Source organism: Pseudomonas sp. S2_F03 (assembly GCF_054668335.1).
The window spans coordinates 1256301-1282017 of record NZ_CP162759.1 but is presented as its reverse complement, the minus strand read 5'-3'; the positions used below and the strand labels follow the sequence as shown (position 1 = coordinate 1282017).

General features: G+C 60.1%; 26 protein-coding genes and 1 pseudogene. 25 read left to right on the top strand and 2 right to left on the bottom strand.

Features of this window, described 5'->3' with window-relative positions; translation table 11 throughout:
• Positions 1 to 45 precede the first annotated feature (45 nt).
• The 11 genes from AB4N76_RS06130 to AB4N76_RS06080 all read left to right on the top strand — a co-directional run bounded on the left by AB4N76_RS06130 (position 46) and on the right by AB4N76_RS06080 (position 9180).
• Positions 46 to 681, top strand: a complete 636-nt coding sequence (locus AB4N76_RS06130; protein WP_046031667.1) for a MotA/TolQ/ExbB proton channel family protein — start codon at positions 46 to 48, stop codon at positions 679 to 681.
• The gene (locus AB4N76_RS06125) at positions 678 to 1106 is read left to right on the top strand and encodes an ExbD/TolR family protein (protein ID WP_077431504.1); all 429 of its coding nucleotides are present in this window, start codon (positions 678 to 680) and stop codon (positions 1104 to 1106) included. The genes AB4N76_RS06130 and AB4N76_RS06125 overlap by 4 nt, the downstream gene beginning before the upstream one ends.
• Positions 1106 to 2116, top strand: a complete 1011-nt coding sequence (gene lpxK / locus AB4N76_RS06120) for a tetraacyldisaccharide 4'-kinase (RefSeq protein ID WP_046031669.1) — start codon at positions 1106 to 1108, stop codon at positions 2114 to 2116. The genes AB4N76_RS06125 and lpxK overlap by 1 nt, the downstream gene beginning before the upstream one ends.
• Before the next feature lie 25 nt (positions 2117 to 2141).
• Positions 2142 to 2327, top strand: coding sequence for a Trm112 family protein (locus tag AB4N76_RS06115; protein ID WP_007945752.1), 186 nt, complete (start codon positions 2142 to 2144; stop codon positions 2325 to 2327).
• The gene (gene kdsB / locus AB4N76_RS06110) at positions 2324 to 3088 is read left to right on the top strand and encodes a 3-deoxy-manno-octulosonate cytidylyltransferase (protein WP_077431507.1); all 765 of its coding nucleotides are present in this window, start codon (positions 2324 to 2326) and stop codon (positions 3086 to 3088) included. Before AB4N76_RS06115 ends, kdsB begins: the two co-directional genes overlap by 4 nt.
• Positions 3088 to 3552 (top strand): low molecular weight protein-tyrosine-phosphatase, encoded by a 465-nt coding sequence (locus AB4N76_RS06105; RefSeq protein ID WP_077431509.1) that lies wholly within the window; start codon positions 3088 to 3090, stop codon positions 3550 to 3552. Before kdsB ends, AB4N76_RS06105 begins: the two co-directional genes overlap by 1 nt.
• A complete protein-coding gene (murB, locus tag AB4N76_RS06100; RefSeq protein WP_460164268.1) occupies positions 3549 to 4568 on the top strand; it encodes a UDP-N-acetylmuramate dehydrogenase in 1020 nt (339 codons plus the stop codon). Before AB4N76_RS06105 ends, murB begins: the two co-directional genes overlap by 4 nt.
• A gap of 238 nt (positions 4569 to 4806) precedes the next feature.
• A complete protein-coding gene (locus AB4N76_RS06095) occupies positions 4807 to 5280 on the top strand; it encodes a (2Fe-2S)-binding protein (RefSeq protein ID WP_046031673.1) in 474 nt (157 codons plus the stop codon).
• Positions 5277 to 7604, top strand: coding sequence for a xanthine dehydrogenase family protein molybdopterin-binding subunit (locus AB4N76_RS06090; protein WP_460164267.1), 2328 nt, complete (start codon positions 5277 to 5279; stop codon positions 7602 to 7604). Before AB4N76_RS06095 ends, AB4N76_RS06090 begins: the two co-directional genes overlap by 4 nt.
• The gene (locus tag AB4N76_RS06085; protein ID WP_077431513.1) at positions 7604 to 8587 is read left to right on the top strand and encodes an XdhC family protein; all 984 of its coding nucleotides are present in this window, start codon (positions 7604 to 7606) and stop codon (positions 8585 to 8587) included. The genes AB4N76_RS06090 and AB4N76_RS06085 overlap by 1 nt, the downstream gene beginning before the upstream one ends.
• A complete protein-coding gene (locus AB4N76_RS06080) occupies positions 8584 to 9180 on the top strand; it encodes a nucleotidyltransferase family protein (protein ID WP_046031676.1) in 597 nt (198 codons plus the stop codon). The genes AB4N76_RS06085 and AB4N76_RS06080 overlap by 4 nt, the downstream gene beginning before the upstream one ends.
• An 80-nt stretch (positions 9181 to 9260) precedes the next feature.
• Here the strand turns inward: AB4N76_RS06080 and rne are convergent, their stop codons facing one another.
• Entirely contained in the window at positions 9261 to 12470 is a 3210-nt protein-coding gene (gene rne, locus AB4N76_RS06075) for a ribonuclease E (RefSeq protein ID WP_460164266.1), read from the bottom strand.
• 700 nt (positions 12471 to 13170) lie between these two features.
• Between rne and rluC the strand changes: the two genes are divergently transcribed.
• The 3 genes from rluC to sppA are packed head-to-tail and all read left to right on the top strand — an operon-like array spanning position 13171 to position 15796.
• Positions 13171 to 14133 (top strand): 23S rRNA pseudouridine(955/2504/2580) synthase RluC, encoded by a 963-nt coding sequence (gene rluC / locus AB4N76_RS06070; protein ID WP_046031678.1) that lies wholly within the window; start codon positions 13171 to 13173, stop codon positions 14131 to 14133.
• Complete coding sequence (locus AB4N76_RS06065) at positions 14120 to 14782, top strand: HAD-IA family hydrolase (RefSeq protein ID WP_046031679.1); 663 nt, start codon at positions 14120 to 14122, stop codon at positions 14780 to 14782. Before rluC ends, AB4N76_RS06065 begins: the two co-directional genes overlap by 14 nt.
• A gap of 24 nt (positions 14783 to 14806) precedes the next feature.
• Entirely contained in the window at positions 14807 to 15796 is a 990-nt protein-coding gene (sppA, locus tag AB4N76_RS06060; protein WP_046031680.1) for a signal peptide peptidase SppA, read from the top strand.
• Between the two features lie 207 nt (positions 15797 to 16003).
• On the opposite strand, the pseudogene AB4N76_RS06055 reads toward sppA, so the two are convergent.
• Positions 16004 to 16579 (bottom strand): annotated as a pseudogene (locus AB4N76_RS06055) (Maf family protein); the annotation flags it as partial.
• Between the two features lie 106 nt (positions 16580 to 16685).
• On the opposite strand from AB4N76_RS06055, the gene AB4N76_RS06050 reads away from it, so the two are divergent.
• The 11 genes from AB4N76_RS06050 to AB4N76_RS06000 all read left to right on the top strand — a co-directional run bounded on the left by AB4N76_RS06050 (position 16686) and on the right by AB4N76_RS06000 (position 25715).
• Positions 16686 to 17213, top strand: coding sequence for a YceD family protein (locus AB4N76_RS06050; RefSeq protein WP_004371317.1), 528 nt, complete (start codon positions 16686 to 16688; stop codon positions 17211 to 17213).
• Between the two features lie 13 nt (positions 17214 to 17226).
• Positions 17227 to 17409, top strand: a complete 183-nt coding sequence (rpmF, locus tag AB4N76_RS06045; RefSeq protein WP_003179396.1) for a 50S ribosomal protein L32 — start codon at positions 17227 to 17229, stop codon at positions 17407 to 17409.
• 3 nt (positions 17410 to 17412) lie between these two features.
• Entirely contained in the window at positions 17413 to 18423 is a 1011-nt protein-coding gene (gene plsX, locus AB4N76_RS06040) for a phosphate acyltransferase PlsX (protein ID WP_077431523.1), read from the top strand.
• A 126-nt stretch (positions 18424 to 18549) separates the two neighbouring features.
• Complete coding sequence (gene fabD, locus AB4N76_RS06035) at positions 18550 to 19488, top strand: ACP S-malonyltransferase (protein ID WP_077431525.1); 939 nt, start codon at positions 18550 to 18552, stop codon at positions 19486 to 19488.
• 16 nt (positions 19489 to 19504) lie between these two features.
• Entirely contained in the window at positions 19505 to 20248 is a 744-nt protein-coding gene (gene fabG / locus AB4N76_RS06030) for a 3-oxoacyl-ACP reductase FabG (protein ID WP_046031684.1), read from the top strand.
• Between the two features lie 191 nt (positions 20249 to 20439).
• Positions 20440 to 20676, top strand: a complete 237-nt coding sequence (gene acpP, locus AB4N76_RS06025; RefSeq protein WP_003175607.1) for an acyl carrier protein — start codon at positions 20440 to 20442, stop codon at positions 20674 to 20676.
• Between the two features lie 109 nt (positions 20677 to 20785).
• Positions 20786 to 22030: a beta-ketoacyl-ACP synthase II gene (gene fabF, locus AB4N76_RS06020; protein ID WP_046031685.1), complete on the top strand. Its 1245-nt coding sequence runs from the start codon at positions 20786 to 20788 to the stop codon at positions 22028 to 22030.
• Positions 22030 to 22845: an aminodeoxychorismate lyase gene (pabC, locus tag AB4N76_RS06015; RefSeq protein WP_046031686.1), complete on the top strand. Its 816-nt coding sequence runs from the start codon at positions 22030 to 22032 to the stop codon at positions 22843 to 22845. The genes fabF and pabC overlap by 1 nt, the downstream gene beginning before the upstream one ends.
• A 3-nt stretch (positions 22846 to 22848) precedes the next feature.
• Entirely contained in the window at positions 22849 to 24084 is a 1236-nt protein-coding gene (gene mltG, locus AB4N76_RS06010) for an endolytic transglycosylase MltG (RefSeq protein ID WP_460164265.1), read from the top strand.
• A 19-nt stretch (positions 24085 to 24103) separates the two neighbouring features.
• Positions 24104 to 24736 (top strand): dTMP kinase, encoded by a 633-nt coding sequence (gene tmk / locus AB4N76_RS06005; RefSeq protein ID WP_460164264.1) that lies wholly within the window; start codon positions 24104 to 24106, stop codon positions 24734 to 24736.
• Positions 24729 to 25715, top strand: a complete 987-nt coding sequence (locus AB4N76_RS06000) for a DNA polymerase III subunit delta' (protein WP_077431531.1) — start codon at positions 24729 to 24731, stop codon at positions 25713 to 25715. Before tmk ends, AB4N76_RS06000 begins: the two co-directional genes overlap by 8 nt.
• The last annotated feature ends 2 nt before the right edge of the window (positions 25716 to 25717 follow it).

The window sequence follows — 25717 nt, the reverse complement described above, 5'->3', positions numbered from 1 at the left end:
GGCCCCTATGTTAGAGTGGCGCACTTTTTCGAGGGGACTGTCACTGTGTGGGAATTGGTCAAATCCGGCGGTTGGATGATGCTGCCGATCATTCTGAGTTCCATCGCGGCCATGGCGATCGTCGCCGAGCGTCTCTGGACCCTGCGAGCCAGCCGTGTGACCCCGGAGCATCTGCTCGGGCAGGTCTGGGTGTGGATCAAGGACAAGCAACTCAATAAAGAAAAACTCAAGGAACTGCGCGCCAACTCACCGTTGGGCGAGATCCTGGCCGCAGGCCTTGCCAACTCCAAGCATGGTCGCGAGATCATGAAAGAGTGCATCGAAGAGGCCGCCGCCCGGGTCATCCATGAACTGGAGCGCTACATCAACGCCTTGGGCACCATCGCCGCCATGGCCCCGTTACTCGGATTGCTGGGGACGGTGCTGGGCATGATCGATATCTTCAGCTCGTTCATGGGCACGGGCATGACCACCAACGCCGCAGTGCTGGCCGGCGGTATTTCCAAAGCCTTGATCACCACGGCTTCGGGCCTGATCGTCGGCATCCCGTCGGTATTCTTTCACCGGTTCTTGCAACGGCGCATCGATGAACTGGTGGTGGGGATGGAGCAGGAAGCCATCAAGCTGGTTGAAGTGGTGCAGGGCGACCGTGACGTTGATCTGGCTGAGGGCAAAGCGTGAAATTCCGCCGCAAGCAACGGGAGAACGTGGACATCAATCTCGTGTCGCTGATCGACGTGGTGTTTGTCTTGCTACTGTTTTTCGTTGTGACCACCACCTTTACCCGAGAAACCCAGTTGCGCGTCGAACTGCCGGAAGCGGTCAGCGGCTCGCCGGCCGAAGATCAGCAAGTCAAGCAACTGGACATCACCATCAACGCCGAAGGCGTGATCTCGGTGAACAATCATGTGTTGCCCAAGAGTGATCTGGTGACCTTGATGGAAGCGCTGCAAAAAGAATCCAACGGTGACACCAATTTGCCGCTGTCTATCAGCGCTGACGGCAAGACCCAACATCAATCCGTCATCACCGCCATGGACGCCGCCGGGAAACTCGGTTTCAGTCACTTGCGCATGACCACCGTCGAGGCGGCGCCCGCGCCCTGATGGCCATGTCTGATCGCTTGCTCGCCGCGTGGTACGAAGGTCATCCGGCCCTGAAACTGTTGCAGCCACTGGAGTGGTTGTACCGGCGGGTGGTCATGAACAAGCGCAAGCGGTTTCTGGCGGGTGAGGGCGAGATCTATCAGCCGCCCGTGCCGCTGATTGTGGTCGGCAATATCACGGTGGGCGGCACCGGCAAGACGCCGCTGATTCTGTGGATGATCCAGCATTGCCAGCGCAGCGGCTTGCGGGTCGGCGTGGTCAGTCGCGGTTACGGTGCCAAACCGCCGCAGCTACCCTGGCGAGTCGAAGCCGATCAAAGCGCCGATGTGTCGGGCGATGAACCGCTGTTGATCGTCCAGCGCACCGGCGTGCCCTTGATGATCGACCCGGACCGCAGCAGCGCCATCAAAGCACTGCTCGCGAGCGAGCCGTTGGACCTGATCCTGTCCGATGACGGCATGCAACATTACCGGATGGCCCGTGACCTGGAACTGGTATTGATCGACGCCGCACGAGGTCTGGGCAATCAGCGTTGCCTGCCCGCCGGGCCGTTGCGTGAACCGGTCGAGCGCCTGCAAAGCGTCGACGCGGTGCTGTACAACGGCGCTAGCGATGATCGCGACAACGGTTTTGCCTTCCAGCTCCAACCCACCGCCCTGATCAATCTGCAAAGCGGTGAGCGGCGCCCCCTCGACCACTTTCCCGCAGGCCAGGCGGTGCACGCAGTGGCCGGGATCGGCAATCCGCAGCGTTTCTTCAAAACCCTCGAAACGCTACACTGCAAGCCAGTTCCGCATGCGTTTGCCGACCACGCCGAGTACAGCGTGCAGGCCTTGAATTTCACACCGTCATTGCCGTTGGTGATGACTGAAAAGGACGCGGTGAAGTGCCGTGCCTTTGCCGCCGCCGATTGGTGGTACCTGGCGGTCGATGCTGTGCCATCGCCGGCCTTCGTGGCCTGGTTCGATACGCAGCTGATGCGCCTGTTGCCGGATCGTCTTTTGCCTTAAAACCGTTTTTATCCAGGGAATGCTCATGGACACCAAATTGCTCGATATCCTCGCTTGCCCGGTCTGCAAAGGCCCACTCAAGCTCAGCGCCGACAAGACCGAGCTGATCAGCAAGGGCGCCGGTCTGGCATACCCGATTCGCGACGGCATTCCGGTGATGCTCGAAACTGAAGCGCGCACCCTGACCACCGACGAGCGTCTGGATAAATGACCACAGCCTTTACCGTTGTCATTCCATCGCGTTTTGCCTCCACCCGCTTGCCGGGTAAGCCGCTGCTGCTGATCGCCGGCAAGCCGATGATCCAGCATGTCTGGGAGCAGGCCAGCAAAAGCAGCGCACAGCGCGTGGTGGTTGCCACCGACGATGCGCGCATTGTCGAGGCGTGCAACGGGTTCGGTGCTGAAGTGGTGCTGACCCGCGAAGACCACAATTCCGGCACCGACCGTCTGGCCGAGGTCGCAGCAAAACTCGGCTTGGCGCCCGACGCCATCGTGGTCAACGTCCAGGGTGACGAACCGCTGATCCCGCCGAGCGTGATCGATCAGGTCGCCGCCAACCTCGCTGCTCACACCGAAGCGCGCATGGCCACCCTGGCCGAGCCGATCGAAGACGTGGAAACACTGTTCAACCCCAATGTGGTCAAGGTCGTCAGCGACCTTAATGGCCTGGCACTGACCTTCAGTCGCTCGACCTTGCCGTGGGCCCGGGACGCGTTCGCCAAGAGCCGCGAGCAATTGCCGGAAGGCGTGCCATACCGTCGCCACATCGGCATTTATGCCTATCGCGCCGGTTTCCTGCAGGACTTCGTCAGCTGGGGCCCGTGCTGGCTGGAAAACACCGAGTCGCTGGAACAACTGCGAGCCTTGTGGCACGGCGTGCGGATTCACGTCGCCGACGCGCTGATCGCACCACCGACCGGTGTCGACACCGTTGAAGACCTTGAGCGCGTTCGTCGCCTGCTGGAGGCCTGATGCGCGTTTTGTTCGTGTGCCTGGGCAACATCTGCCGTTCTCCAACGGCCGAAGGCGTGTTGCGGCACAAACTGCGCGAAGCGGGGCTGGCCGATCAGGTTGAAGTCGCCTCCGCCGGCACCGGTGACTGGCATGTCGGTAAGGCGCCGGACAAACGCAGCCAGGCCGCGGCCAAGTTGCGCGGTTACGACTTGTCCGCCCAGCGCGCCCAGCAAGTCACCCGTGCCGATTTCGCCACTTACGACTTGATTCTGGCGATGGACAACAGCAACCTGCGCCACCTCAAGTCGCTGCAACCGGCCAAGGGCAAAGCCGAGCTGGATTTGTTCCTGCGTCGCTACCAGTCGGAACTCGATGAGGTCCCGGACCCGTACTACGACGGTGACCAGGGCTTCGAACAGGTGCTGGACCTGATCGAGCGCGCCAGTGATTTGCTGGTGATCGAATTGAAGGGACGGCTATGAGTTTGCAGGTTCAATCACAGGTTTCACTCAAGCCGTTCAACAGCTTCGGTGTCGACGTTCAGGCTCGTCTGTTCGCCGAAGCCCACAGCGATGCTGACGTGCGCGAAGCCCTGGCGTATGCGGCGGCGCATGATGTGCCGCTGCTGGTCATCGGTGGCGGCAGCAACTTGCTGCTGACAGCGGATATCCAGTCGCTGGTGCTGCGCATGGCCACGCGCGGGATTCGCATCCTCAGCGATGACGGCAGCAAAGTCGTGATCGAAGCCGAGGCCGGCGAGCCTTGGCATCCGTTCGTGCAGCACACGCTGGCGCAAGGGTTGTCGGGCCTGGAAAACCTCAGCCTGATTCCCGGTACCGTCGGTGCGGCGCCGATGCAAAACATTGGCGCGTACGGGGTCGAAATCAAGGACGTGTTCTCCGGCCTGACCGCGCTGGATCGCCAGACTGGCGAGCTACGGGATTTCACTCTCGAAGAATGCAATTTCGCTTATCGCGACAGCGTGTTCAAACAGCAGCCGGGGCGTTGGTTGATCCTGCGGGTGCGTTTTGCGCTGGACCGCGCCGCGCACCTGCATCTGGAATACGGCCCGGTGCGTCAGCGCCTGACCGAGCAAGGCATCGAGCAACCGACGGCAACGGATGTCAGCCTGGCCATTTGCAGCATCCGCAATGAAAAGCTCCCGGACCCGGCCTTGCTGGGCAATGCGGGCAGTTTCTTCAAAAACCCGTTGGTGCCCGCGGCACTGGTCGCACAGCTCAAGGGCGAATACCCGGACCTGGTCGCCTACGCACAACCGGACGGTCAAATGAAGCTGGCTGCAGGCTGGTTGATCGAACGGGCAGGGTGGAAAGGCTTCCGCGATGCCGACGCTGGCGTGCACAAGTTGCAGGCGTTGGTGCTGGTCAATTACGGCAGCGCGACGGGCCTGCAATTGCTCAGACTGGCGCAGCGTATCCAGAAAGACATATCGGAACGTTTCCATGTCGACCTGGAAATGGAGCCCAATCAGTACTGAGGCTACGCTTTCAAGACTGATCTCAAAGCCCTGTACGCCTTCAACCGTACAGGGCTTTTTTGTTAATGCTGGGTTAACTTAGCCACCTAACGATGCTAGCACTTGCTCCACTAAAGGCCCGGTGCAGACGTTCCCGTCGCAAAAGAGAGCCTCAGCTTGAGTCGATCTGCGTGTTACGAACCAAGACCCAACGGCAGATTGCTCGACCCCATACCTCAAGAACTATGCGGGCGTGCCCATGAATACCCTGATTCTCAACGGACAACCTTACAAAATGGATGTGGCGGACGAGATGCCGTTGCTCTGGGCTATCCGCGATGTTGCGGGCGGCCATCCCGGCACGAAATTCGGCTGCGGCATGGGCCTGTGCGGCGCCTGTACGATTCATATCAACGGTCAACCCGCACGGGCTTGCATCACGACCGTCGGTTCCGCATTCGGGCAAAACGTCACGACCATCGACGAATTGCACAACGACCCGATAGGCAAGATTGTCCAGCAAGCCTGGCTCGACACCGCCGTGGCCCAGTGCGGTTTCTGCCAGGGCGGGCAGATCATGTCCGCGACGGCACTGCTCAAGACCAATCCCGATCCCACCGACGCTCAAATCGAAGAGGCAATGGTCGGTAACATTTGCCGCTGCGGCACTTACAACCGCATCAAGACTGCCATCCGTCAGGCTTCCATACACTTGAAGGAGGCCAAGGCATGAGCCAGTTACCGAATGATTTTGCCCTGAGTAATCTCAGTAATTTGAGTCGCCGGGGTTTTCTCAAGGGTGTGGGCGCCACCAGCGCATTGGTGCTGGCTGCGAGTTGGGGTTGGCAAGACGCTTTGGCCGAGGAGCCGAAGCAGTTTGGCGCCGAGGGCATGCCGCACGGTTGGGTCGATGATCCGAAGGTGTACATCAGCATTGCTGCCGATGGGATGGTAACGGTGGTCTGCAACCGTTCAGAAATGGGCCAGGGCGTGCGCACCAGCCTGACGATGGTGGTGGCCGATGAACTCGACGCCGACTGGTCGATGATGAAGGTGCAGCAGGCGCCGGGCGACGAAGTACGTTTCGGCAATCAGGACACCGACGGTTCCCGCAGCATGCGTCACTGGTTTGAACCGATGCGCCGTTGCGGTGCCGCCGCGCGAACCATGCTGGAACAAGCCGCTGCCGCGCAGTGGAAAGTGCCGGTCGCCGAGTGCCGAGCGCAATTGCATAAAGTGATTCACCAGCCGACCGGGCGTGAGCTGGGCTATGGCGCCCTGGCCGCAGCGGCGGGTGCGCTGGCCGTGCCGGCCCGTGACAGTCTGCGGCTCAAGCAGCCGTCAGAGTTTCGCTACATCGGCAAGGAAGGAATCAAGGCCATCGATGGCGCCGACATCGTCAATGGCCGCGCCATTTACGGTGCCGACGTGCATTTTGACGGCATGCTCTACGCCACCATTGCGCGTCCGGCGGTGTACGGCGGCAAGGTCAAATCCGTTGATTCCAGCGCCGCGCTGCAAGTTCCGGGCGTGATCAAAGTCCTGCAGATCGAAGGCCGCCCGCTGCCGTCCGAGTTTCAACCCTTGGGCGGTGTGGCCGTGGTGGCCAGCAACACATGGGCCGCGATCAAAGGGCGTGATGCGCTGAAGATCGAGTGGGACGACGGTCCGAACGCCAGTTATGACTCCATTGCCTATCGCAAGGAACTGGAAGCGGCGTCCCTCAAGCCCGGCAAAGTGGTACGCAATACCGGCAACATCGAAGAGGCTTTGAGCAGTGCCGACAGTACTTTCGACGCGTCTTACTACTTGCCGCATCTGGCTCAGGCACCCATGGAGCCGATGGTCGCCATTGCCCGCTTCAAGGACGGTGTCTGCCAAGCCTGGGGGCCGAGTCAGGCGCCGCAGGTGACCCGCACCAGGATCGGCGAACGCCTGGGCATTCCCTTCGATAACGTGACGTTCAACGTGACCTTGCTGGGTGGCGGTTTTGGTCGCAAATCCAAACCTGACTTCATCATTGAAGCCGCCATCCTCGCTGAAGAGTTTCCCGGCAAGGCTGTGCGGGTGCAATGGACCCGTGAAGACGACATCCACTGTTCCTATTTCCACACTGTGTCGGTCGAGTACCTCAAAGCCAGTCTGAACAAGGACGGCCTGCCATCCGCCTGGCTGCACCGCACCGTGGCCCCGAGCATCACCGCGCTGTTTGCACCAGGCATGAACCACGAGGCGGCGTTCGAGCTGGGCATGGGGTTCACCAACATGGCCTACGCGATTCCCAACGTGCGCCTGGAAAACCCGGAAGCCACGGTTCATACCCGCGTCGGCTGGTATCGCTCGGTATCGAATATCCCGCACGGCTTTGCGATTCAAAGTTTTGTCGATGAGCTGGCGCACAAGGCCGGGCAGGATCCGCTCAAGTACCAGATCAAGCTGATCGGCCCTGACCGTCAGATCGATCCAAGAACGTTGAGTGACGGGTGGAACTACGGCGAATCCCCCGAGCGTTATCCAATCGACACCGCGCGCCTGCGCACAGTGCTGGAAACCGCGGCCAAAGCCGCCGGTTGGGGCCGTGAAATGCCCAAGGGCCGAGGCCTGGGCCTGGCCGTGCATTACAGCTTTGTCACTTATGTGGCTGCCGCGATCGAGGTCGAAGTCAAAGACGACGGCACGCTGATTGTGCACAAGGCCGACATCGCCGTGGATTGCGGGCCGCAAATCAACCCTGAGCGTATCCGCTCGCAGTTCGAGGGCGCTTGCGTCATGGGCCTGGGCAACGCGGTGCTGGGAGAAATCAGCTTCAAGGACGGCAAGGTCCAGCAGGACAACTTCCACATGTACGAAGTGGCGCGCATGTCCCTGGCGCCCAAGGAAGTTGCCGTTCATTTGGTCACGCCGCCAGGGGTTGTGCCGTTGGGCGGTGTCGGGGAACCAGGTGTGCCGCCGATTGCGCCGGCACTGTGCAATGCAATCTTTGCCGCCACCGGCAAGCGCATCCGCAACCTGCCGGTTCGCTATCAACTGCAAGGTTGGCAGAAGGCTACCACCTGATGGATAGCGTCGATCTGAACGTCCTGCGCAGCGTGCTTGAATGGCGCCGCGCCGGTCAGCGAGTGGTGCTGTACAGCGTGGTCCAGACCTGGGGCACCGCGCCTCGGGCACCGGGTGCCATGTTGGCGTTGCGTGAAGATGGCGTGGTGATTGGCTCGGTGTCGGGCGGTTGTGTCGAGGATGATCTGATTGCCCGTCTGCACGACGGGCGTATTCCGGCCGACGGACCGCCCGTTCAGTTGATCACCTACGGTGTCACTCGCGAGGAGGCCGCGCGGTTTGGTTTGCCGTGCGGCGGTACGTTGCGCCTGACCGAAGAGCGGGTCGGCGACCCGGCCTGGGTCGCTGAGTTGCTGGCGCGCTGCGAAGCCCATGAAATCGTCGCACGTTCGCTGGATATCGCGACCGGCGAAGTGGCTTTGCAGGCGGCGGACAAGGCCGATGTGCTGAGTTTTGATGGCCATACGCTGCGCGCTATTTATGGCCCGCGTTGGCGCCTGTTGCTGATCGGTGCGGGGCAATTGTCCCGTTACGTCGCCGAAATGGCGCGGCTGCTGGATTTCGAAGTGTTGATCTGCGATCCACGCACCGAATTCGTCTACGGTTGGGAAGCACAACACGGACGCTTCGTACCGGGCATGCCGGACGAAGCGGTGCTGAACATCCAGACCGACGAGCGCACGGCCATCGTCGCCCTGACTCACGACCCGCGTCTGGATGACATGGCACTGCTCACGGCCCTCGACTCCAAGGCCTTTTATGTCGGCGCACTGGGCTCGCGGGTCAACAGCCTGAAGCGCAGGGAGAACCTCGCTCAGTTGGGCTTGTCGCCACAATCCATCGAGCGCCTGCACGGGCCGATCGGGTTGCACATTGGCAGCCACAGTCCGGCAGAAATCGCCTTGTCATTGATGGCGGAAATTGTCGCGATCAAGAACGGCGTTGAACTGAAGCAGAAAAAGCCGTTGCGGGAGGCTTTATGAATGAACCCATCGGCGTGATTGTGCTGGCGGCGGGGCAGGGCAGTCGTTTTCGTCAGGTGGCGGGGGCTGAGAAGGACAAGTTGTTGGCCGATTGCACGGGGCGCGACGGTGCTGTTCGCTCGGTGATTGAGCAGGTATTGGTGAACCTGCCGGCTTCGCTGGATAAGCGCGTGTTGGTGACGACTGCGGATCGCCCGCAAGTGATTCGCATGGCTCAGGCGTATGGCTGCGAGATTGTACTGATCGAAGCGACGGGCATGGGTGACAGCATCGCAGCCGGCGTGGCGGCGTGTGCGCAGCTCAGTGGCTGGCTGATGGTGTTGGGGGATATGCCGTTTATCCTGCCGTCCACGATTGAAGCAGTGCTGGCGGGCGTGACTGACGATGCGATCAGCGTGCCGGTGCTGGAGGGTGAGTTTGGGCATCCGGTGGGATTTGGTCGCATCTTTTGCTCGGCGTTGATGGCGCTGTCGGGAGATCGTGGGGCCAAGCCGTTGTTTGCGCAGGGCAGGGTGATCGAAGTGGCAGTGGATGATCCAGGGGTATTGTGGGATGTGGATGTGCCTGAAGCGCTGATCTACAAGCCGGGATAGATCGCCTGTGGGAACGAGGCAACAGACATAAAAAAGCCCCGCCTGGATCACCAGGCGGGGCTTTTTAATAACCGAGGATGTTAGACGAGTGGTTTAGGCTCGTGCTCTTTTTCCTGGGCTTGTTCGTGTTGCTCTACTGCTTCCTGAACGGAGCGAGGTGCTTCCTCGATGACCGATTCGGCAGGTGCCGCTTCGACCACTTCAGCAACAACCGGCGCTGGCTCTGCAGCGACAGGCGCTTCAACCGGAGCAGCAGTGGCAGCCAGTTCGGCTTCCCTCTGCAGACGCTCTTCTTCACGCTTGCGACGACGCACTTCACGCGGGTCGTTCGGTGCACGGCCGCTTGGCGTCAGGGCGCTGACTGGGGCCACTTCAACAGCAGGTTCAGCCACTTCGGCAACAACCGGAGCCGGTGCTTCAACCACTGGAGCAGGTTCGGCAGCCACGACTACGGGCTCGGAAACCATCGCTTCAGCTACTTCAGCTTCAGCCACCGGTGCTGGCGCTTCAACAGCAACCGGCTCGGCAACCCAGTTGAACGCGGTTTGTTCTTCACGAACTTCGCGAACAGCTTCGGTCACGGTTTCAGTGACGGTTTCGGCAGCAGGCTCGGCAGCAACCACTGGCTCGGCGACGACAGTCGCTTCAACTACAGATTGGGCTTCTTCACGAACGAACGCTTCACGAACCGGAGCCACTTCGATTTCCGGAGCGGCAGTCGCTTCGACCGGAGTCGTTGCTTCAACCACTGGCGCTTCAACCGGAGCCGTTTCCTGAACAGATGCACTGGCGCGTTCAGCTTGCTCGTGAGCTTGTGCTTCAGCCGGTGCGCTGATCACGGTGCTGGCAACGGCTGCGGTAACAGCCAGGCCGGCGGCCAGATCGGCAGTGGTTGGTGCTTCGTTGCTTTCGCCCGCTTCGTTACCTTCGGATTCTTCCGAACCTTCGATCACGTTGCCGTTGGCATCGCGTTGACGCTCGCGACGGTTGCTGCGACGACGCTGGCCACGGGAGCGGCGGCGTGGACGATCGCCTTCGGCGCCTTCCTGACCGTCTTCCTGCAGTTGCTCTTCGTTGGAGGTCAGCTCTTCTTCAGCAACGGCGGCAGCAGCTTGTTCTGCACGTGGCTGACGTTCTTCACGCGGTGGGCGTGGAGCGCGTTCTTCACGTGGCTGACGAGCCGGACGCTCTTCAGCGGTAGCCGCAGCGGCCGGAGCAGTATCCAGAGGCTCGCGCAGTTCACGAACCGGGCGTTCTTCACGATCGCCACGTGGCTTGCGGTCTTCGCGTGGAGCGCGCGGTGCACGTTCTTCGCGAGGGGCGCGTGGTGCGCGTTCTTCGCGTGGAGCACGTTCTTCACGAGCTACGGCCGGGGTTTCTTCACGGACTTCGCGTGGCTCACGTGGTGCGCGTTCTTCACGCGGTGCACGTTCCTCACGAGGCTTGCGCTCTTCGTCGCGGCGACCATTACGGTTGCGGCTCTGCTGACGACCGTTGCGACGTTCTTCGTTACGGGCCGGGCGCTCGGTGGTCGCTGGTTTTTCAACCACAACCGGAGCAACAGGCTCTTCCTTGGTCGCGAACAGGCTGACCAGTGACTTCACTAGGCCTTTGAACAGGCTTGGTTCTGGCACGGCAGCCGGTGCGGCTACTGGCGCGGCAACGACTTCGGTCGGAACCGGAGCGTTGGCGCGGGCCGGAGCGGTCTTGACCGCCGCTTCCTGGCGAACCAGGGTGCGGGTCGCTGCGGCTGGCTGGACTTCTTCGACTTCGGCAGCGGCAGCAGCGATTTCGTAGCTGGACTGATTGATGCTGGCTTCCGGGCTGTCATCGCGCAGACGCTGAACTTCGAAGTGCGGCGTTTCGAGGTGGTCGTTCGGCAGAATGACGATGCGGGCACGGGTACGCAGTTCGATCTTGGTAATCGAGTTGCGTTTTTCGTTGAGCAGGAACGCAGCAACCGGGATTGGCACTTGTGCGCGAACTTCGGCGGTGCGGTCTTTCAGGGCTTCTTCTTCGATCAGGCGAAGAATGGCCAGCGACAGCGATTCAACATCACGGATGATGCCGGTGCCGTTGCAACGCGGGCAAACGATGCCGCTGCTTTCGCCCAGCGATGGACGCAGGCGTTGACGGGACATTTCCAGCAGGCCGAAGCGCGAGATGCGACCGACTTGCACGCGAGCGCGGTCGGCTTCCAGGCATTCGCGGACTTTCTCTTCCACGGCGCGCTGGTTCTTGGCAGGGGTCATGTCGATGAAGTCGATGACGATCAGGCCGCCGATGTCGCGCAGGCGCAACTGACGGGCGATTTCTTCGGCGGCTTCAAGGTTGGTCTGCAGTGCGGTTTCTTCGATGTCGCTGCCTTTGGTGGCGCGCGCCGAGTTGATGTCGATGGACACCAGGGCTTCGGTCGGATCGATAACGATGGAACCGCCGGAAGGCAGTTCAACGACGCGCTGGAAAGCGGTCTCGATCTGGCTTTCGATCTGGAAACGGTTGAACAGCGGAACGCTGTCCTCGTACAGCTTGATCTTGCTGGCGTACTGCGGCATCACCTGGCGGATGAAGGTCAGGGCTTCGTCCTGGGCTTCAACGCTGTCGATCAGCACTTCGCCGATGTCCTGGCGCAGGTAATCGCGGATGGCGCGGATGATCACGTTGCTTTCCTGGTAAATCAGGAACGGCGCGGAGCGATCCAGCGAGGCTTCTTTGATGGCGGTCCAGAGTTGCAGCAGGTAATCGAGGTCCCACTGCATTTCTTCGCTGCTGCGGCCAAGGCCGGCAGTGCGAACGATCAGGCCCATGTCGGCCGGGGCAACCAGGCCGTTCAGGGCTTCACGCAGTTCGTTGCGCTCTTCACCTTCAATGCGACGGGAGATACCGCCGGCACGCGGGTTGTTCGGCATCAGAACGAGGTAACGACCGGCCAGGCTGATGAAGGTGGTCAGGGCGGCGCCCTTGTTGCCACGTTCTTCTTTTTCGACCTGAACGATGACTTCCTGGCCTTCGCTCAGGACGTCCTTGATATTGACGCGGCCTTCGGGGGCTTTCTTGAAGTATTCGCGGGAGATTTCTTTGAGGGGCAGGAAGCCGTGGCGCTCGGAGCCGAAATCGACAAAGGCAGCCTCAAGGCTTGGTTCGATGCGAGTAATCCGGCCTTTATAGATGTTGGCCTTCTTCTGCTCGCGTGCACCGGATTCGATGTCCAGGTCGTAGAGGCGTTGGCCATCTACCAGTGCAACACGCAACTCTTCGGGTTGAGTTGCGTTAATCAGCATTCTTTTCATGTAGTACCGTCGGTTTCCGGGCTGCCGGAAACGGCGTTCGGCACACACGACTTCTCACGGTCGGTGTCAGGTGCGTCAGGAGTGGTTGGCCACTCCAGTGTCTAGCGAACCCCGACCAATTGGGTCGGTGTCGCGACGTACGCGTCCTGCTTGCTGTGGCTACTTAAGCACTCAGTCAGGAGGAGGAATCAACCAGCGGCTGTGGACGAGATGAAGCGTCTTGATAAAGCCTATTGCTACACAGTCCAGCGGTTGTGCATCTCCACCCTACACGTATCCCTGATAATTCGGGTGCTGCCGCGCGCAGAATCCGCAGCGGGTTGGCATTTACCGTGAGCTCCGAAGGGGGAGGTCACGCATCATGGCTAATTTAGGCGTTGTTTCCGAAGCGTTCGCTCGGGGTCGTTCGTCGCTGACTGCACTTTGTGAACTGGCCGTGAATATTGGCTCGCAAGGCGAGTGAAAACTCTGCTTTGCGGCTTGATTCAGGCCTCATGTCACCTGCGCTCGTTACAGCTGCAAACTCCACCGTTACGTAGCGAAAGCCCCGTAGGACGGCCTCACGTCCTGGTGAATTGCGTTGGTCAGGGCCGGTTTTTGACCGTTGGTCCGCTGTCCAGGCCGCTTTTGGCGGCGTTCGCGACTATAGCAGCAATGATTAAGTGCTTCAATTCCATAAAAAATTGTTATCATCCGCGCCATGACGACTACAACCCCTCCGACCCCAGCGGTACAGCTGCTGGAGGTCTCGCCGGAATATGCCGGCCAACGTATTGACAACTTCCTTCTCGCTCGGCTCAAAGGCGTGCCCAAGACCTTGATTTACCGCATTTTGCGTAAAGGCGAAGTGCGTGTGAACAAGGGACGGATCAAGCCCGAATACAAGCTGCAGGCGGGCGATATCGTGCGCGTGCCGCCGGTTCGCGTGCCTGAGCGCGACGAGCCGGTGCCGCTGGCCCAAGGCCTGCTGCAGCGCCTCGAAGCCTCGATTGTCTTCGAAGACAAGGCGCTGATCGTGATCAACAAGCCTTGCGGCATTGCGGTTCATGGCGGCAGCGGCCTGACTTATGGAGTGATCGAAGCCTTTCGTCAGTTGCGTCCCGATTGCAAGGAGCTGGAGCTGGTCCACCGTCTCGACCGTGACACCTCCGGCCTGCTGATGATCGCCAAGAAGCGCAGCATGCTGCGCCATTTGCACACGGCATTGCGCGGCGATGGCGTCGACAAGCGCTACATGGCGCTGGTCCGCGGTAACTGGGCGGCCTCGATCAAGCAGGTTCGTGCGTCGCTGGGCAAGAGCAATCTGCGCTCCGGCGAGCGCATGGTCGAGGTCGACGAGGAGGAGGGGAAGGAGTCGGTGACCGTGTTCAAGGTCCTGCGCCGCTTCGGCGACTTTGCCACCCTGATCGAAGCCAAGCCGATCACCGGCCGCACTCACCAGATCCGCGTCCATACCCTGCACGCCGGGCATTGCATTGCCGGCGACACCAAGTACGGCGATGACGATTTCAGCAAAGAGATCCGTGATTTGGGCGGCAAGCGCCTGTTCTTGCACGCCTACATGCTGACTGTGCCGCTGCCCGATGGTGGCGAGCTGAAATTGCAGGCGCCGGTGGATGAGATGTGGGCCAAGACCGTGGAGCGATTGAGTGCGCCCCTCTGATTACAAACTGCTGATTTTCGATTGGGACGGCACGCTGGCCGATTCCATTGGTCGGATTGTCGAGGCGATGCATGTCGCGTCCGAACGCTCCGGGTATCCGTTGCGTGACGACTTTGCCGTCAAGGGCATTATCGGTCTCGGTTTACCGGAAGCGATTCGCACCCTGTATCCGGAGATTGGCGACGCCGAACTGGTAGCGTTTCGTCAGCACTATGCCGATCACTACATCGCTTCGGAGGCGGTGCCTTCGCCGTTGTTCGAGGGGGTCGTCGAGTCGATGGAGGCGTTCCGTGCCGAGGGGTATCATTTGGCTGTGGCGACCGGCAAGGCGCGTCGCGGGCTGGATCGGGTGCTGAAGTCTCACGGGTGGGAAGACTATTTCGACATTACCCGTGCCGCCGACGAAACCGCGAGCAAGCCTCATCCGCTGATGCTTGAGCAGATTCTCGCCCACTGCGAGGTTCGCCCTGAGCAAGCGTTGATGGTCGGCGATTCGTCCTTCGACTTGCAGATGGCGCGCAACGCCGGCATGGATTCGGTTGCAGTCAGCTATGGCGCGCAATCGATCGAGGCGCTGAAAGTGTTCGAGCCGGCGCTGGCCATTGATCGTTTTTCAGAATTGCATGCCTGGCTGAATCAGCGGGCTTAACAGGTTTTTGCTGGGGTAGATGTCATGACCGACGAATGGAAGGCGCCTGACAAGTCGAGTGCGCAGAGCGGTGACGAGAAAAGCTGGAAGCTGCTGGAAAAGACTCTGCTGGCGGGTGTGCAGGAACAACGCAGGTCTCGCCGCTGGGGGATATTCTTCAAGCTGCTGACCTTCGTGTACCTGTTTGTCGCGCTGATCCTGTTTACGCCGCTGATGGACATGGAAAAGAGCGCGACCCGCAGCACCAACTACACGGCATTGATCGATGTGACGGGCATGATCGCCGACAAGGAGCCGGCCAGTGCTGACAACATCGTCGGCAGCCTGCGTGCTGCCTTTGAGGACGAGAAAGTCAAAGGCATCGTGCTGCGCATCAACAGCCCGGGCGGCAGTCCGGTGCAGTCGGGTTATGTGTATGACGAAATCGTCCGCCTGCGTGGCCTGCATCCTGATACCAAGGTGTATGCGGTGATTTCGGATCTGGGGGCTTCGGGTGCTTACTACATCGCCAGTGCGGCGGATCAGATCTACGCCGACAAGGCGAGCCTGGTGGGTTCCATTGGTGTGACGGCGGCCGGCTATGGTTTTGTCGGTACCATGGAGAAGCTGGGTGTCGAGCGTCGTACCTACACCTCGGGTGAGCACAAGTCGTTCCTCGATCCGTTCCAGCCGCAGAAGCCTGAAGAAACTCAGTTCTGGCAGGGTGTGCTGGACACCACGCACCAGCAATTCATCAACAGCGTGAAGAAGGGTCGTGGCGATCGCCTGAAGGACAAAGAGCATCCGGAGCTGTTCTCCGGGTTGGTCTGGAACGGTGAGCAGGCGCTGCCGCTCGGTTTGATCGATGGTCTGGGCAATGCCAGTTCGGTGGCCCGTGACGTGATTGGCGAGAAGGAGCTGGTGGACTTCACCGTTCAGGAATCGCCGTTCGATCGTTTCTCGAAGAAGCTCGGTGCCAGCGTTGCGGAGCAATTGGCGATGTGGATGGGGTTTCACGGTCCATCAATGCGCTGATCTCCTTTGGCATTAAAAACCGGCCCAGGTGGCCGGTTTTTTTAATACCTGTGCGGTCTCTGTAGCAGCTGGCGAAGCCTGCGTTCGAGTGCGTAGCGCTCGCAAATCCGGATTTCGCGGTTTGCCTGACAGGTCGCGGCATATGGTTTGGCGAGCGCTGCGCACTCGAACGCAGGCTTCGCCAGCTGCTACACGATTGTGGTGGTCAGGGATTTGCACGCCTTCGGCTAGCAACATATCGATCAGGCGGATCAGTGGCAGGCCGATCAGGCTGGTAGCGTCAGGGCCTTCTGTGCTTTGAAACAGACTCACCCCCAAGCCTTCCGCCTTGAAGCTGCCAGCGCAGTCGTAGGGCTGCTCGGCGCGCAGGTAGCGTTCGATGCGCGCCTGATCCAGCGTGCGCATGTGCACGGTGAACGGCACGCAATCAACCTGGCATTCGCCTGTCTGGCTGTTGAGCAGCGCCAGGCCGGTCAGGAAGGTCACGCTGGCACCGCTGGCGGCCAGCAATTGCTCGCGGGCCTTTTCGAAGGTGTGGGGTTTGCCGATAATCCGCTCGCCGAGTACCGCGACCTGGTCGGAGCCGATGATTAGGTGAGCGGTATGGCTGCCCATCAGTGCCAGGGCTTTTTCTTTGGCGAGGCGCTTGACCAGTTCAATGGCGGGCTCGCCCGGACGATGGTTTTCGTCGATATCCGGCGAGCTGCAGGTGAATGGCAGCTGCAGGCGGGCCAGTAATTCCCGGCGATACACCGAGCTTGAAGCGAGTAGTAAAGGCAGCATGCGCAACTCCAAAAGTCAGGTCCGGATTCTAGCGGAGGCTTGCAAGTGACGGACAGGGCTGAATTTCCTTTGACATGGCCGGGGGCATCCCTATAATGCTGCGCCTATGTTGAATGACCCGATTCCACCTCACGTTGACCCGCGCAAATTGGCTGACCGTGGCACCACCCTTCAAGGTGAACTGCTGCTGGCCGATTTGGAGAGACTCTGCGACCCGCTTTCCGATACTGTCGGTACGGTGCAGGCTAAATTCGTTTTTGAACGAGATGAACGTAAATCTGTGGTCATCCACAGCTTTATCGACACCGAAGTCAAAATGGTTTGCCAGCGTTGTCTTGAGCTGGTCACCCTGCCGATCCATAGCGAATGCAGTTATGCTGTGGTGAAGGAGGGTGCGAATACCCAGTCGTTGCCGAAAGGTTATGACGTGCTGGAACTGGGCGAAGATCCTTTGGATCTGCAGTCACTGATCGAGGAGGAGCTTCTGCTCGCCTTGCCCATTGTGCCTGCTCATCATCCGGAAGAATGCCAGCAGCCGGCGGGTCTCGATGAGCCCGAACCGAGCGAGGACGAGGTAACGCGGTCCAACCCGTTCAGTGTATTGGCGCAGTTAAAGCGTGACCCAAACGTTTAGGAGTTAATCAATTATGGCTGTTCAGCAGAACAAAAAATCCCGCTCTGCCCGTGACATGCGCCGTTCGCACGACGCTCTCGAGGCTAGCACCCTGTCTGTAGAAAAAACCACCGGTGAAGTTCACCTGCGTCACCACGTATCGCCAGAAGGCGTATACCGTGGTCGTAAAGTGATCGACAAGGGCGCTGACGAGTAATCCTTGTCTGCTCAAGTCATCGCGATTGACGCAATGGGCGGGGACTTCGGTCCCCGCAGCATTGTTCAGGCCAGCCTTGCTTGCCTGTCTGCAACACCCTCGCTGCACCTGACCCTCGTCGGTCAACCCTCTCTTCTTGAAGAATTGCTCTCTGGCCAGTCGGCTGTGGATCGCTCGCGCCTGTCGATTGTGCCTGCGTCTGAAGTCATCACCATGGACGAGAAGCCTGCGCAGGCCCTGCGCGGCAAGCCCGACTCGTCGATGCGCGTGGCGCTCGAGTTATTGCGCGATGGCAAGGTTCAGGCCTGTGTCAGCGCTGGCAATACCGGTGCGCTGATGGCGTTGTCGCGGTTTGTGCTCAAAACCTTGCCGGGTATTGATCGTCCGGCGATGGTGGCGGCGATTCCGACTCAGAAGGGTTATTGCCAGTTGCTCGATCTGGGCGCCAACGTCGATTGCAGCGCCGAGCACTTGCTGCAGTTCGCGGTCATGGGGTCGGTGGCGGCCGAAACGCTCGGTATTGTCCGGCCGCGTGTGGCGCTGCTGAACATCGGCACCGAAGACATCAAGGGCAATCAGCAGGTCAAGCTGGCCGCCACTTTGTTGCAGGCGGCCCGTGGCATCAATTACATCGGTTTTGTCGAAGGTGACGGCTTGTACCGTGGCGAGGCCGATGTGGTGGTGTGTGACGGTTTTGTCGGCAATATCCTGCTTAAATCCAGCGAAGGTCTGGCGACCATGATTGCCGGGCGCATTGAAGCGCTGTTCAGGCAAAACCTCGCCTCGAAATTGGTCGGTGCCCTCGCGCTGCCGTTGATGAAGCGCCTGCAAGCCGATCTGGCGCCCGCTCGGCACAACGGTGCAAGCTTTCTCGGGTTGCAAGGAATTGTCGTGAAAAGTCACGGATCGGCCGGAGTTCAGGGGTTCCAGAGCGCCATTTCCCGAGCACTGATCGAGATTCAGGAAAACCTGCCGGAGCGTATTCACGGTCGGCTGGAGGATTTGTTGCTTTAGGTGTTTTCGTCGGACAATGCTTAAATGTGACCGCTCAGTTCATTTGGCCATCCAACTGTCAGTTTCTTGCGTCCCCCATAGCGGGACGTCAATTCTCCGACGACAAGATCATTAGGGGCTTGTTACATGTCTGCTTCCCTCGCATTCGTCTTTCCAGGACAGGGTTCGCAGTCCCTCGGCATGCTGGCCGAGTTGGGCGCGCAACATCCGGTTGTCCTCGAAACATTCAAAGAAGCTTCCGATGCCCTGGGTTACGACCTGTGGGCGCTGACCCAGCAAGGGCCGGAAGAGCAACTCAATCAAACCGATAAAACCCAACCGGCCATTCTGACCGCCTCGATCGCCTTGTGGCGTCTGTGGCTGGCTGAAGGTGGCGCGCGTCCGGCTTATGTTGCCGGTCACAGCCTGGGCGAATACAGCGCCCTGGTCGCTGCGGGCAGCTTGAGTCTGGGCGACGCGGTGAAGCTGGTTGAAACCCGGGGTAAGCTGATGCAAGAAGCCGTTCCGGCCGGGCAGGGCGGCATGGCCGCTATCCTCGGTCTGGACGATGCTGACGTGCTGGCAGCCTGTGCCGAAGCGGCGCAAGGCGAAGTGGTCAGTGCGGTGAATTTCAACTCCCCGGGCCAAGTGGTTATCGCCGGTGCCAAGGCCGCGGTCGAGCGTGCCATTGAAGGCTGCAAGGCTCGTGGTGCCAAGCGCGCCATGCCGTTGCCGGTCAGTGTGCCGTCCCACTGCGAACTGATGCGCCCGGCCGCCGAGCGTTTCGCTGCGTCGATCGCCGCGATCGACTGGCAGGTGCCGCAGATTCCTGTGGTCCAGAACGTCAGTGCCGATGTGCCGGCCGATCTGGAAACCCTCAAGCGCGATCTGCTTGAGCAGCTCTACAAGCCTGTACGCTGGGTCGAATCGGTCCAGGCGCTGGCAGCCAAGGGCGCGACCAATCTGGTCGAATGCGGACCTGGCAAAGTGCTGGCCGGCCTGAACAAACGCTGCGCCGAAGGCGTATCGACATCCAACCTCAATACCCCAGACGCTTTCGCTGCCGCCCGTGCAGCGCAGGCCTGAATCAGGAGAAACTTGCATGAGTCTGCAAGGTAAAGTTGCACTGGTCACCGGTGCGAGCCGCGGTATCGGCCAGGCTATCGCCCTGGAACTGGGTCGTCAGGGTGCCATCGTTATCGGCACTGCGACCTCTGCCTCGGGTGCCGAGCGTATTGCCGCCAACCTGAAGGAAAACGGTGTTCAAGGCACCGGTCTGGAACTCAATGTCACCAGCGACGAATCCGTTGCCGCGGTGCTGGCAGAGATCACGGCACAGTTCGGTGCGCCGGCGATCCTGGTCAACAATGCCGGTATCACCCGCGATAACCTGATGATGCGCATGAAAGACGACGAGTGGCATGATGTCGTCGATACCAACCTGAACAGTCTGTTCCGCCTGTCCAAGGGCGTTTTGCGCGGTATGACCAAAGCCCGTTGGGGACGAATTATCAGTATTGGCTCGGTAGTGGGTGCCATGGGCAACGCTGGCCAAGTAAACTACGCAGCCGCCAAGGCCGGTCTGGAAGGTTTCAGTCGTGCACTGGCACGTGAAGTCGGTTCGCGGTCGATTACGGTAAACTCGGTGGCCCCAGGGTTCATCGATACCGACATGACCCGCGAACTGCCCGAGGCACAGCGTGAAGCCTTGCAGACGCAAATTCCGCTGGGCCGTCTGGGGCAAGCACAAGAGATCGCGTCTGTGGTCGCTTTTCTTGCATCCGACGGTGCGGCTTACGTTACTGGGGCTACAATCCCGGTGAACGGCGGGATGTACATGAGTTAAATGTGACGGATCGCTTCAAAAAAATGTCATACGAGCTGTCTAAAATCCGTTATAAAGCTGCAATCTATTTATAGGCAGAGGGCTGTCGGGTTTGAGGAGTGAAGCTTTCAGTTGAAAAGCTGAAAAGTCTTTCTATACACTTACCCACTGGCCAGCTGCCTGAATTTGTCCATTAGGAGTGAAAACAAGGTATGAGCACCATCGAAGAGCGCGTCAAGAAAATCGTTGCTGAGCAACTGGGCGTTAAAGAAGAAGAAGTGGTTAACACTGCTTCCTTCGTTGAAGACCTGGGTGCCGACTCCCTTGACACCGTTGAGCTGGTGATGGCTCTGGAAGAGGAATTCGAGACCGAAATCCCTGACGAAGAAGCTGAGAAGATCACTACTGTACAAGCTGCAATCGACTACGTTACTAGCCACCAGGCGTAATAGTTTGTAATCGTTGCTTGCTGTCATGGAAAAACCGCACTGCCATCACGGCGTGCGGTTTTTTCTTTAGGCCTGATGCAAAGTCGTCATTTGAAAAAAGGAGAGTGCTGTGTCGCGTAGACGCGTCGTAGTCACCGGTATGGGTATGTTGTCGCCACTGGGCACGGATGTGCCGAGCAGTTGGCAGGGCATTCTGGCTGGCCGCAGTGGCATTGGTCTGATCGAACACACCGACCTTTCTGCCTATTCCACCCGTTTTGGCGGCTCGGTAAAGGGCTTCAATGTCGAGGAATACCTGTCGGTCAAGGAAGCTCGCAAGCTCGACCTGTTTATTCAATACGGTCTGGCCGCAGGTTTTCAGGCTGTGCGTAACGCAGGTCTTGAAGTCACCGATGCCAATCGCGAGCGCATCGGCGTGGCCATGGGTTCGGGTATTGGCGGTCTGACCAACATCGAAGAAACCAGCCGCACTCTGCATGACTCTGGCCCACGACGGATTTCTCCGTTTTTCGTGCCTGGCTCGATCATCAATATGATTTCCGGTTTTCTGTCCATCCACTTGGGTGTACAGGGGCCTAACTACGCCATCGCCACAGCGTGTACCACCGGTACGCACTGCATCGGCATGGCTGCTCGCAACATCATGTATGACGAAGCTGACGTGATGATTGCCGGCGGCGCCGAAATGGCGGCATGCGGTTTGGGCATGGGCGGCTTTGGTGCTTCCCGTGCGCTGTCGACCCGCAACGACGAGCCGACCCGTGCCAGCCGTCCTTGGGACAAAGGCCGTGATGGCTTCGTGTTGTCCGACGGTGCCGGTGCTCTGGTGCTCGAAGAGCTGGAACACGCCAAGGCGCGTGGCGCGACCATCTATGCCGAGTTGATCGGCTTTGGCACCAGTGGCGATGCTTACCACATGACCTCGCCACCGGCGGACGGTGCGGGTGCCGCACGTTGTATCACCAATGCCCTGCGCGATGCCAAGGTCAATGCCGATCAGGTTCAGTACATCAATGCCCACGGTACCTCGACGTCGGCCGGTGACCTGGCTGAAGCCTGTGCAATCAAGTCGGTGTTTGGCGATCACGCCTACAAGCTGGCAGTCAGTTCGACCAAATCCATGACCGGTCACCTGTTGGGTGCGGCGGGTGCAGTCGAAGCGATCTTCAGCGTGCTGGCGATCAACAGCCAGGTAGCGCCGCCCACCATCAACCTCGATGAGCCGGACGAAGGCTGTGACCTCGATTTCGTGCCGCACACTGCGCGCAACATGGACATCGATGTGGTGCTGTCGAACTCCTTCGGGTTTGGCGGGACCAATGGCTCTTTGGTGTTCCGTCGGTTCGCTGACTGATGGAGAGCTGGGTCGACGGTCAGCCGGCTGACGCTCTGTCGCTGAAGGATCGCGGCCTGGCTTACGGCGATGGTCTGTTTGAGACCATTGCCGTGCATGGTGGGCAACCGCTGTTGCTGGACCGGCATCTGGCGCGTTTGGCGCAAGGTTGCACGCGGCTGGCTATCACCGCCAATCACGAACTGATCCGCAACGAACTGTTGGCCTACGCCGTCACATTGGGTGAGGGCGTGCTCAAGCTCATCCTCACGCGCGGCGACAGCCTGCGTGGTTACGCCCCCGATCCTTCGGCCCAGGCCCGACGTATTCTGCAAGGCAATCCTCCTGCTGCTTATCCGGCTGTTCATGCAGAGCAGGGCGTTCGCCTGTTCCCCTGCACCACACGACTGTCCAGGCAACCGCTGCTCGCCGGGCTCAAACACCTGAACCGTCTTGAGCAAGTGATTGCCCGTGCCGAATGGCAAGACACCGAACATGCCGAAGGCTTGATGCTCGATCAGGCCGGGCGTGTCATTGAAGGAGTGTTCAGCAATCTGTTCCTGGTGCGGGATGGCGTGTTGATCACGGCCGATTTGAAACGCTGTGGCGTGGCTGGCGTGATGCGTGCGGAATTATTGTCTCAAGCCGAGTCGTCGGGAATTCCTACACAAATTACTGACATCACGCTGGAACAGCTGCAATGGGCCGATGAAGTCTTTGTCTGCAACAGCGTGTATGGCGTTTGGCCGGTGCGCGCCTATGCTGCGCTGAGCTGGCCGGTTGGGCCGCTCACCCGTAAACTCCAAACCATTGCCCGCGCGCTACTGGATGCTTGATACGTGAGACGTAAACTCTTGCTGCTGCTGGAAACCGGATTGGTACTGGCGGGGCTGTGTCTGGGCGCTTCTGCCTGGAAAATTCATTCGGCGCTGGAACAACCGCTAAACATCACCCAGGAAAAATTGCTGGAAGTGCCCAAAGGCACGACACCCACCCGCACCTTCTATCGACTCGAAGCCGACGGCGTCATCAAGGACGCGTTCTGGCTGCGTGTTTACTGGCGCTTCAATCTCCCCAAACAGCCATTGCACAGCGGCGAATACCGCATGACGCCGGGCATGACGGTCGAGGGGTTGATCGACCTGTGGAAGCGTGGGGAAATGGTTCAGTACAGCCTGACCCTGGTCGAAGGCTGGAATTTTCGTCAGGTGCGCGCAGCCCTGGCCAAAGACGAAAAACTGGAACAGACCCTGGACGGGTTGAGCGACACCCAGGTGATGGAGAAACTCGGTCACCGCGGGATTTTCCCGGAAGGTCGATTCTTTCCGGATACCTATCGGTTTGTGCGTGGCATGACCGACGTCGATCTGCTGAAAAAAGCCTATGACCGCCTCGACGAAGTTCTTGCCAAAGAGTGGGATCAACGCGCTGCCGACGTGCCATACACCGAACCCTATCAAGCGCTGATCATGGCTTCGCTGGTGGAAAAGGAAACCGGCGTGCCGCAGGAGCGCGGGCAGATTGCCGGTGTTTTCGTTCGCCGCATGGCGATCGGCATGTTGCTGCAGACCGACCCGACGGTGATCTACGGCCTGGGTGATCGCTACAGCGGCAAATTGACCCGCGCCCATCTCAGGGAAGCGACCCCGTACAACACTTATGTGATCTCCGGGTTGCCGCCGACGCCGATTGCCATGGTTGGCCGCGAAGCGATCCATGCCGCGTTGAACCCGGTGGCAGGCAACAGCCTGTACTTCGTCGCGCGCGGCGATGGCAGCCATGTGTTCTCCGATGACCTGGACGCCCATAACAACGCGGTGCGCGAGTTCCAGCTCAAGCGTCGTGCCGATTACCGCTCCAGCCCGGCGCCGATCCCTGCGCCTGAGGCGACGAGTGCCGAAACGTCGGATACCGAGGCGCCGATTCCGGCGGCTTCGCCTGATCCCGATCCCGAGGCAATGCCCCCGGTAGCACCGCAAGAAACTGCACCTGCACCGACGCCTGCACCTGAATCCGAGCCGGCTCCCGCACCTGAGCCCGCGCCGGATGCAGTCGCGCCGCAAAGCCCGCAATAATTCTGACTAAGGACTGCCTGTGACTGGCTTGTTTATTACCCTGGAAGGCCCGGAAGGCGCCGGCAAAAGCACCAATCGCGAATACCTGGCCGAGCGTCTTCGCGCTGCCGGTATCGAGGTGGTGCTGACCCGCGAACCGGGCGGCACGCCGTTGGCCGAGCGAATTCGCGAAGTGCTGCTGGCGCCGGTTGATGAAGTCATAAACCCCGACACCGAATTGCTGCTGGTGTTCGCCGCGCGCGCCCAACACCTGGCCGAGGTGATTCGCCCGGCGCTGGCGCGTGGTGCGGTGGTGTTGTGCGATCGCTTTACGGATTCAACCTACGCCTACCAAGGTGGCGGTCGCGGTTTGTCGATGGAGCGCATCGCAACCCTGGAAACGTTCGTCCAGGGCGATCTGCGCCCGGACCTGACGCTGATCTTCGACTTGCCGGTAGAAGTCGGTCTGGCCCGCGCCAGCGCTCGCGGTCGACTGGATCGATTCGAACTCGAAGGCCGAACCTTTTTTGATGCGGTGCGCAGTGCGTTCCTCAAGCGCGCGAAAGCGGATCCTGCGCGGTATGTCCTGGTTGATGCCGCCCAGCCACTGGCACAGGTTCAACAGTCCCTGGACGCCTTGTTGCCGCGCCTGCTGGAGTTGACCCGTGGCTGAGGCCTATCCGTGGCAGGACGGTCTCTGGCAGCAGTTGGCCGGTCGTAAGCAACACGCTCACGCCTATCTGCTGCATGGCCCGGCCGGGATCGGCAAGCGCGCGCTGGCCGAACGCTTGATGGCCAGCCTGCTGTGTCAGCGGCCCACCGCGCAGGACGCTTGCGGCGAATGCAAGTCCTGCCTGCTGCTGAAGGCTGGCAGCCATCCCGACAATTACATCCTGGAACCGGAGGAGGCCGACAAGGCGATCAAGGTCGATCAGGTGCGTGAACTGGTCAGCTTTGTGGTGCAGACCTCGCAGATGGGCGGGCGCAAAGTCGTGTTGATCGAGCCGGTCGAATCGATGAACGTCAACGCCGCCAACGCCTTGCTCAAAAGCCTTGAAGAGCCGTCGGGCGATACCGTTTTGCTGTTGGTCAGTCACCAGACCAGTCGCCTGCTGCCGACCATCAAGAGCCGCTGCGTGCAGCAAGCCTGCCCGTTGCCGAGCGAAGCGATGAGCTTGACCTGGCTGGCGCAAGCCTTGCCGGATTGCTCGCAAGAGGAGCGTATCGAACTGCTGACCCTGGCCGCGGGTTCGCCACTGGCGGCGGTTACCTTGCAAGCGCAAGGCGTGCGCGAGCAGCGGGCGCTGGTGGTCGATGGGGTGAAGAAGTTGCTTAAGCAGCAACAGTCGCCGACGCAACTGGCCGAAGGCTGGAATGCGATCCCGTTATTGCTGTTGTTCGACTGGTTTTGTGACTGGTCGAGCCTGATTCTGCGTTATCAATTAACCCAGGATGAAGAAGGCCTGGGTCTGGCGGACATGCGCAAGGTGGTTCAGTACCTGGCGCAGAAAACCAGTCAGGACAAAGTCCTCGGTATTCAGGACTGGATCCTCGCCCAGCGCCAGAAGGTGATGAGCAAGGCCAACCTGAACCGGGTGTTGTTGCTGGAAGCGCTCCTGGTGCAATGGGCATCCCTGCCTACCCAGAAGTGATC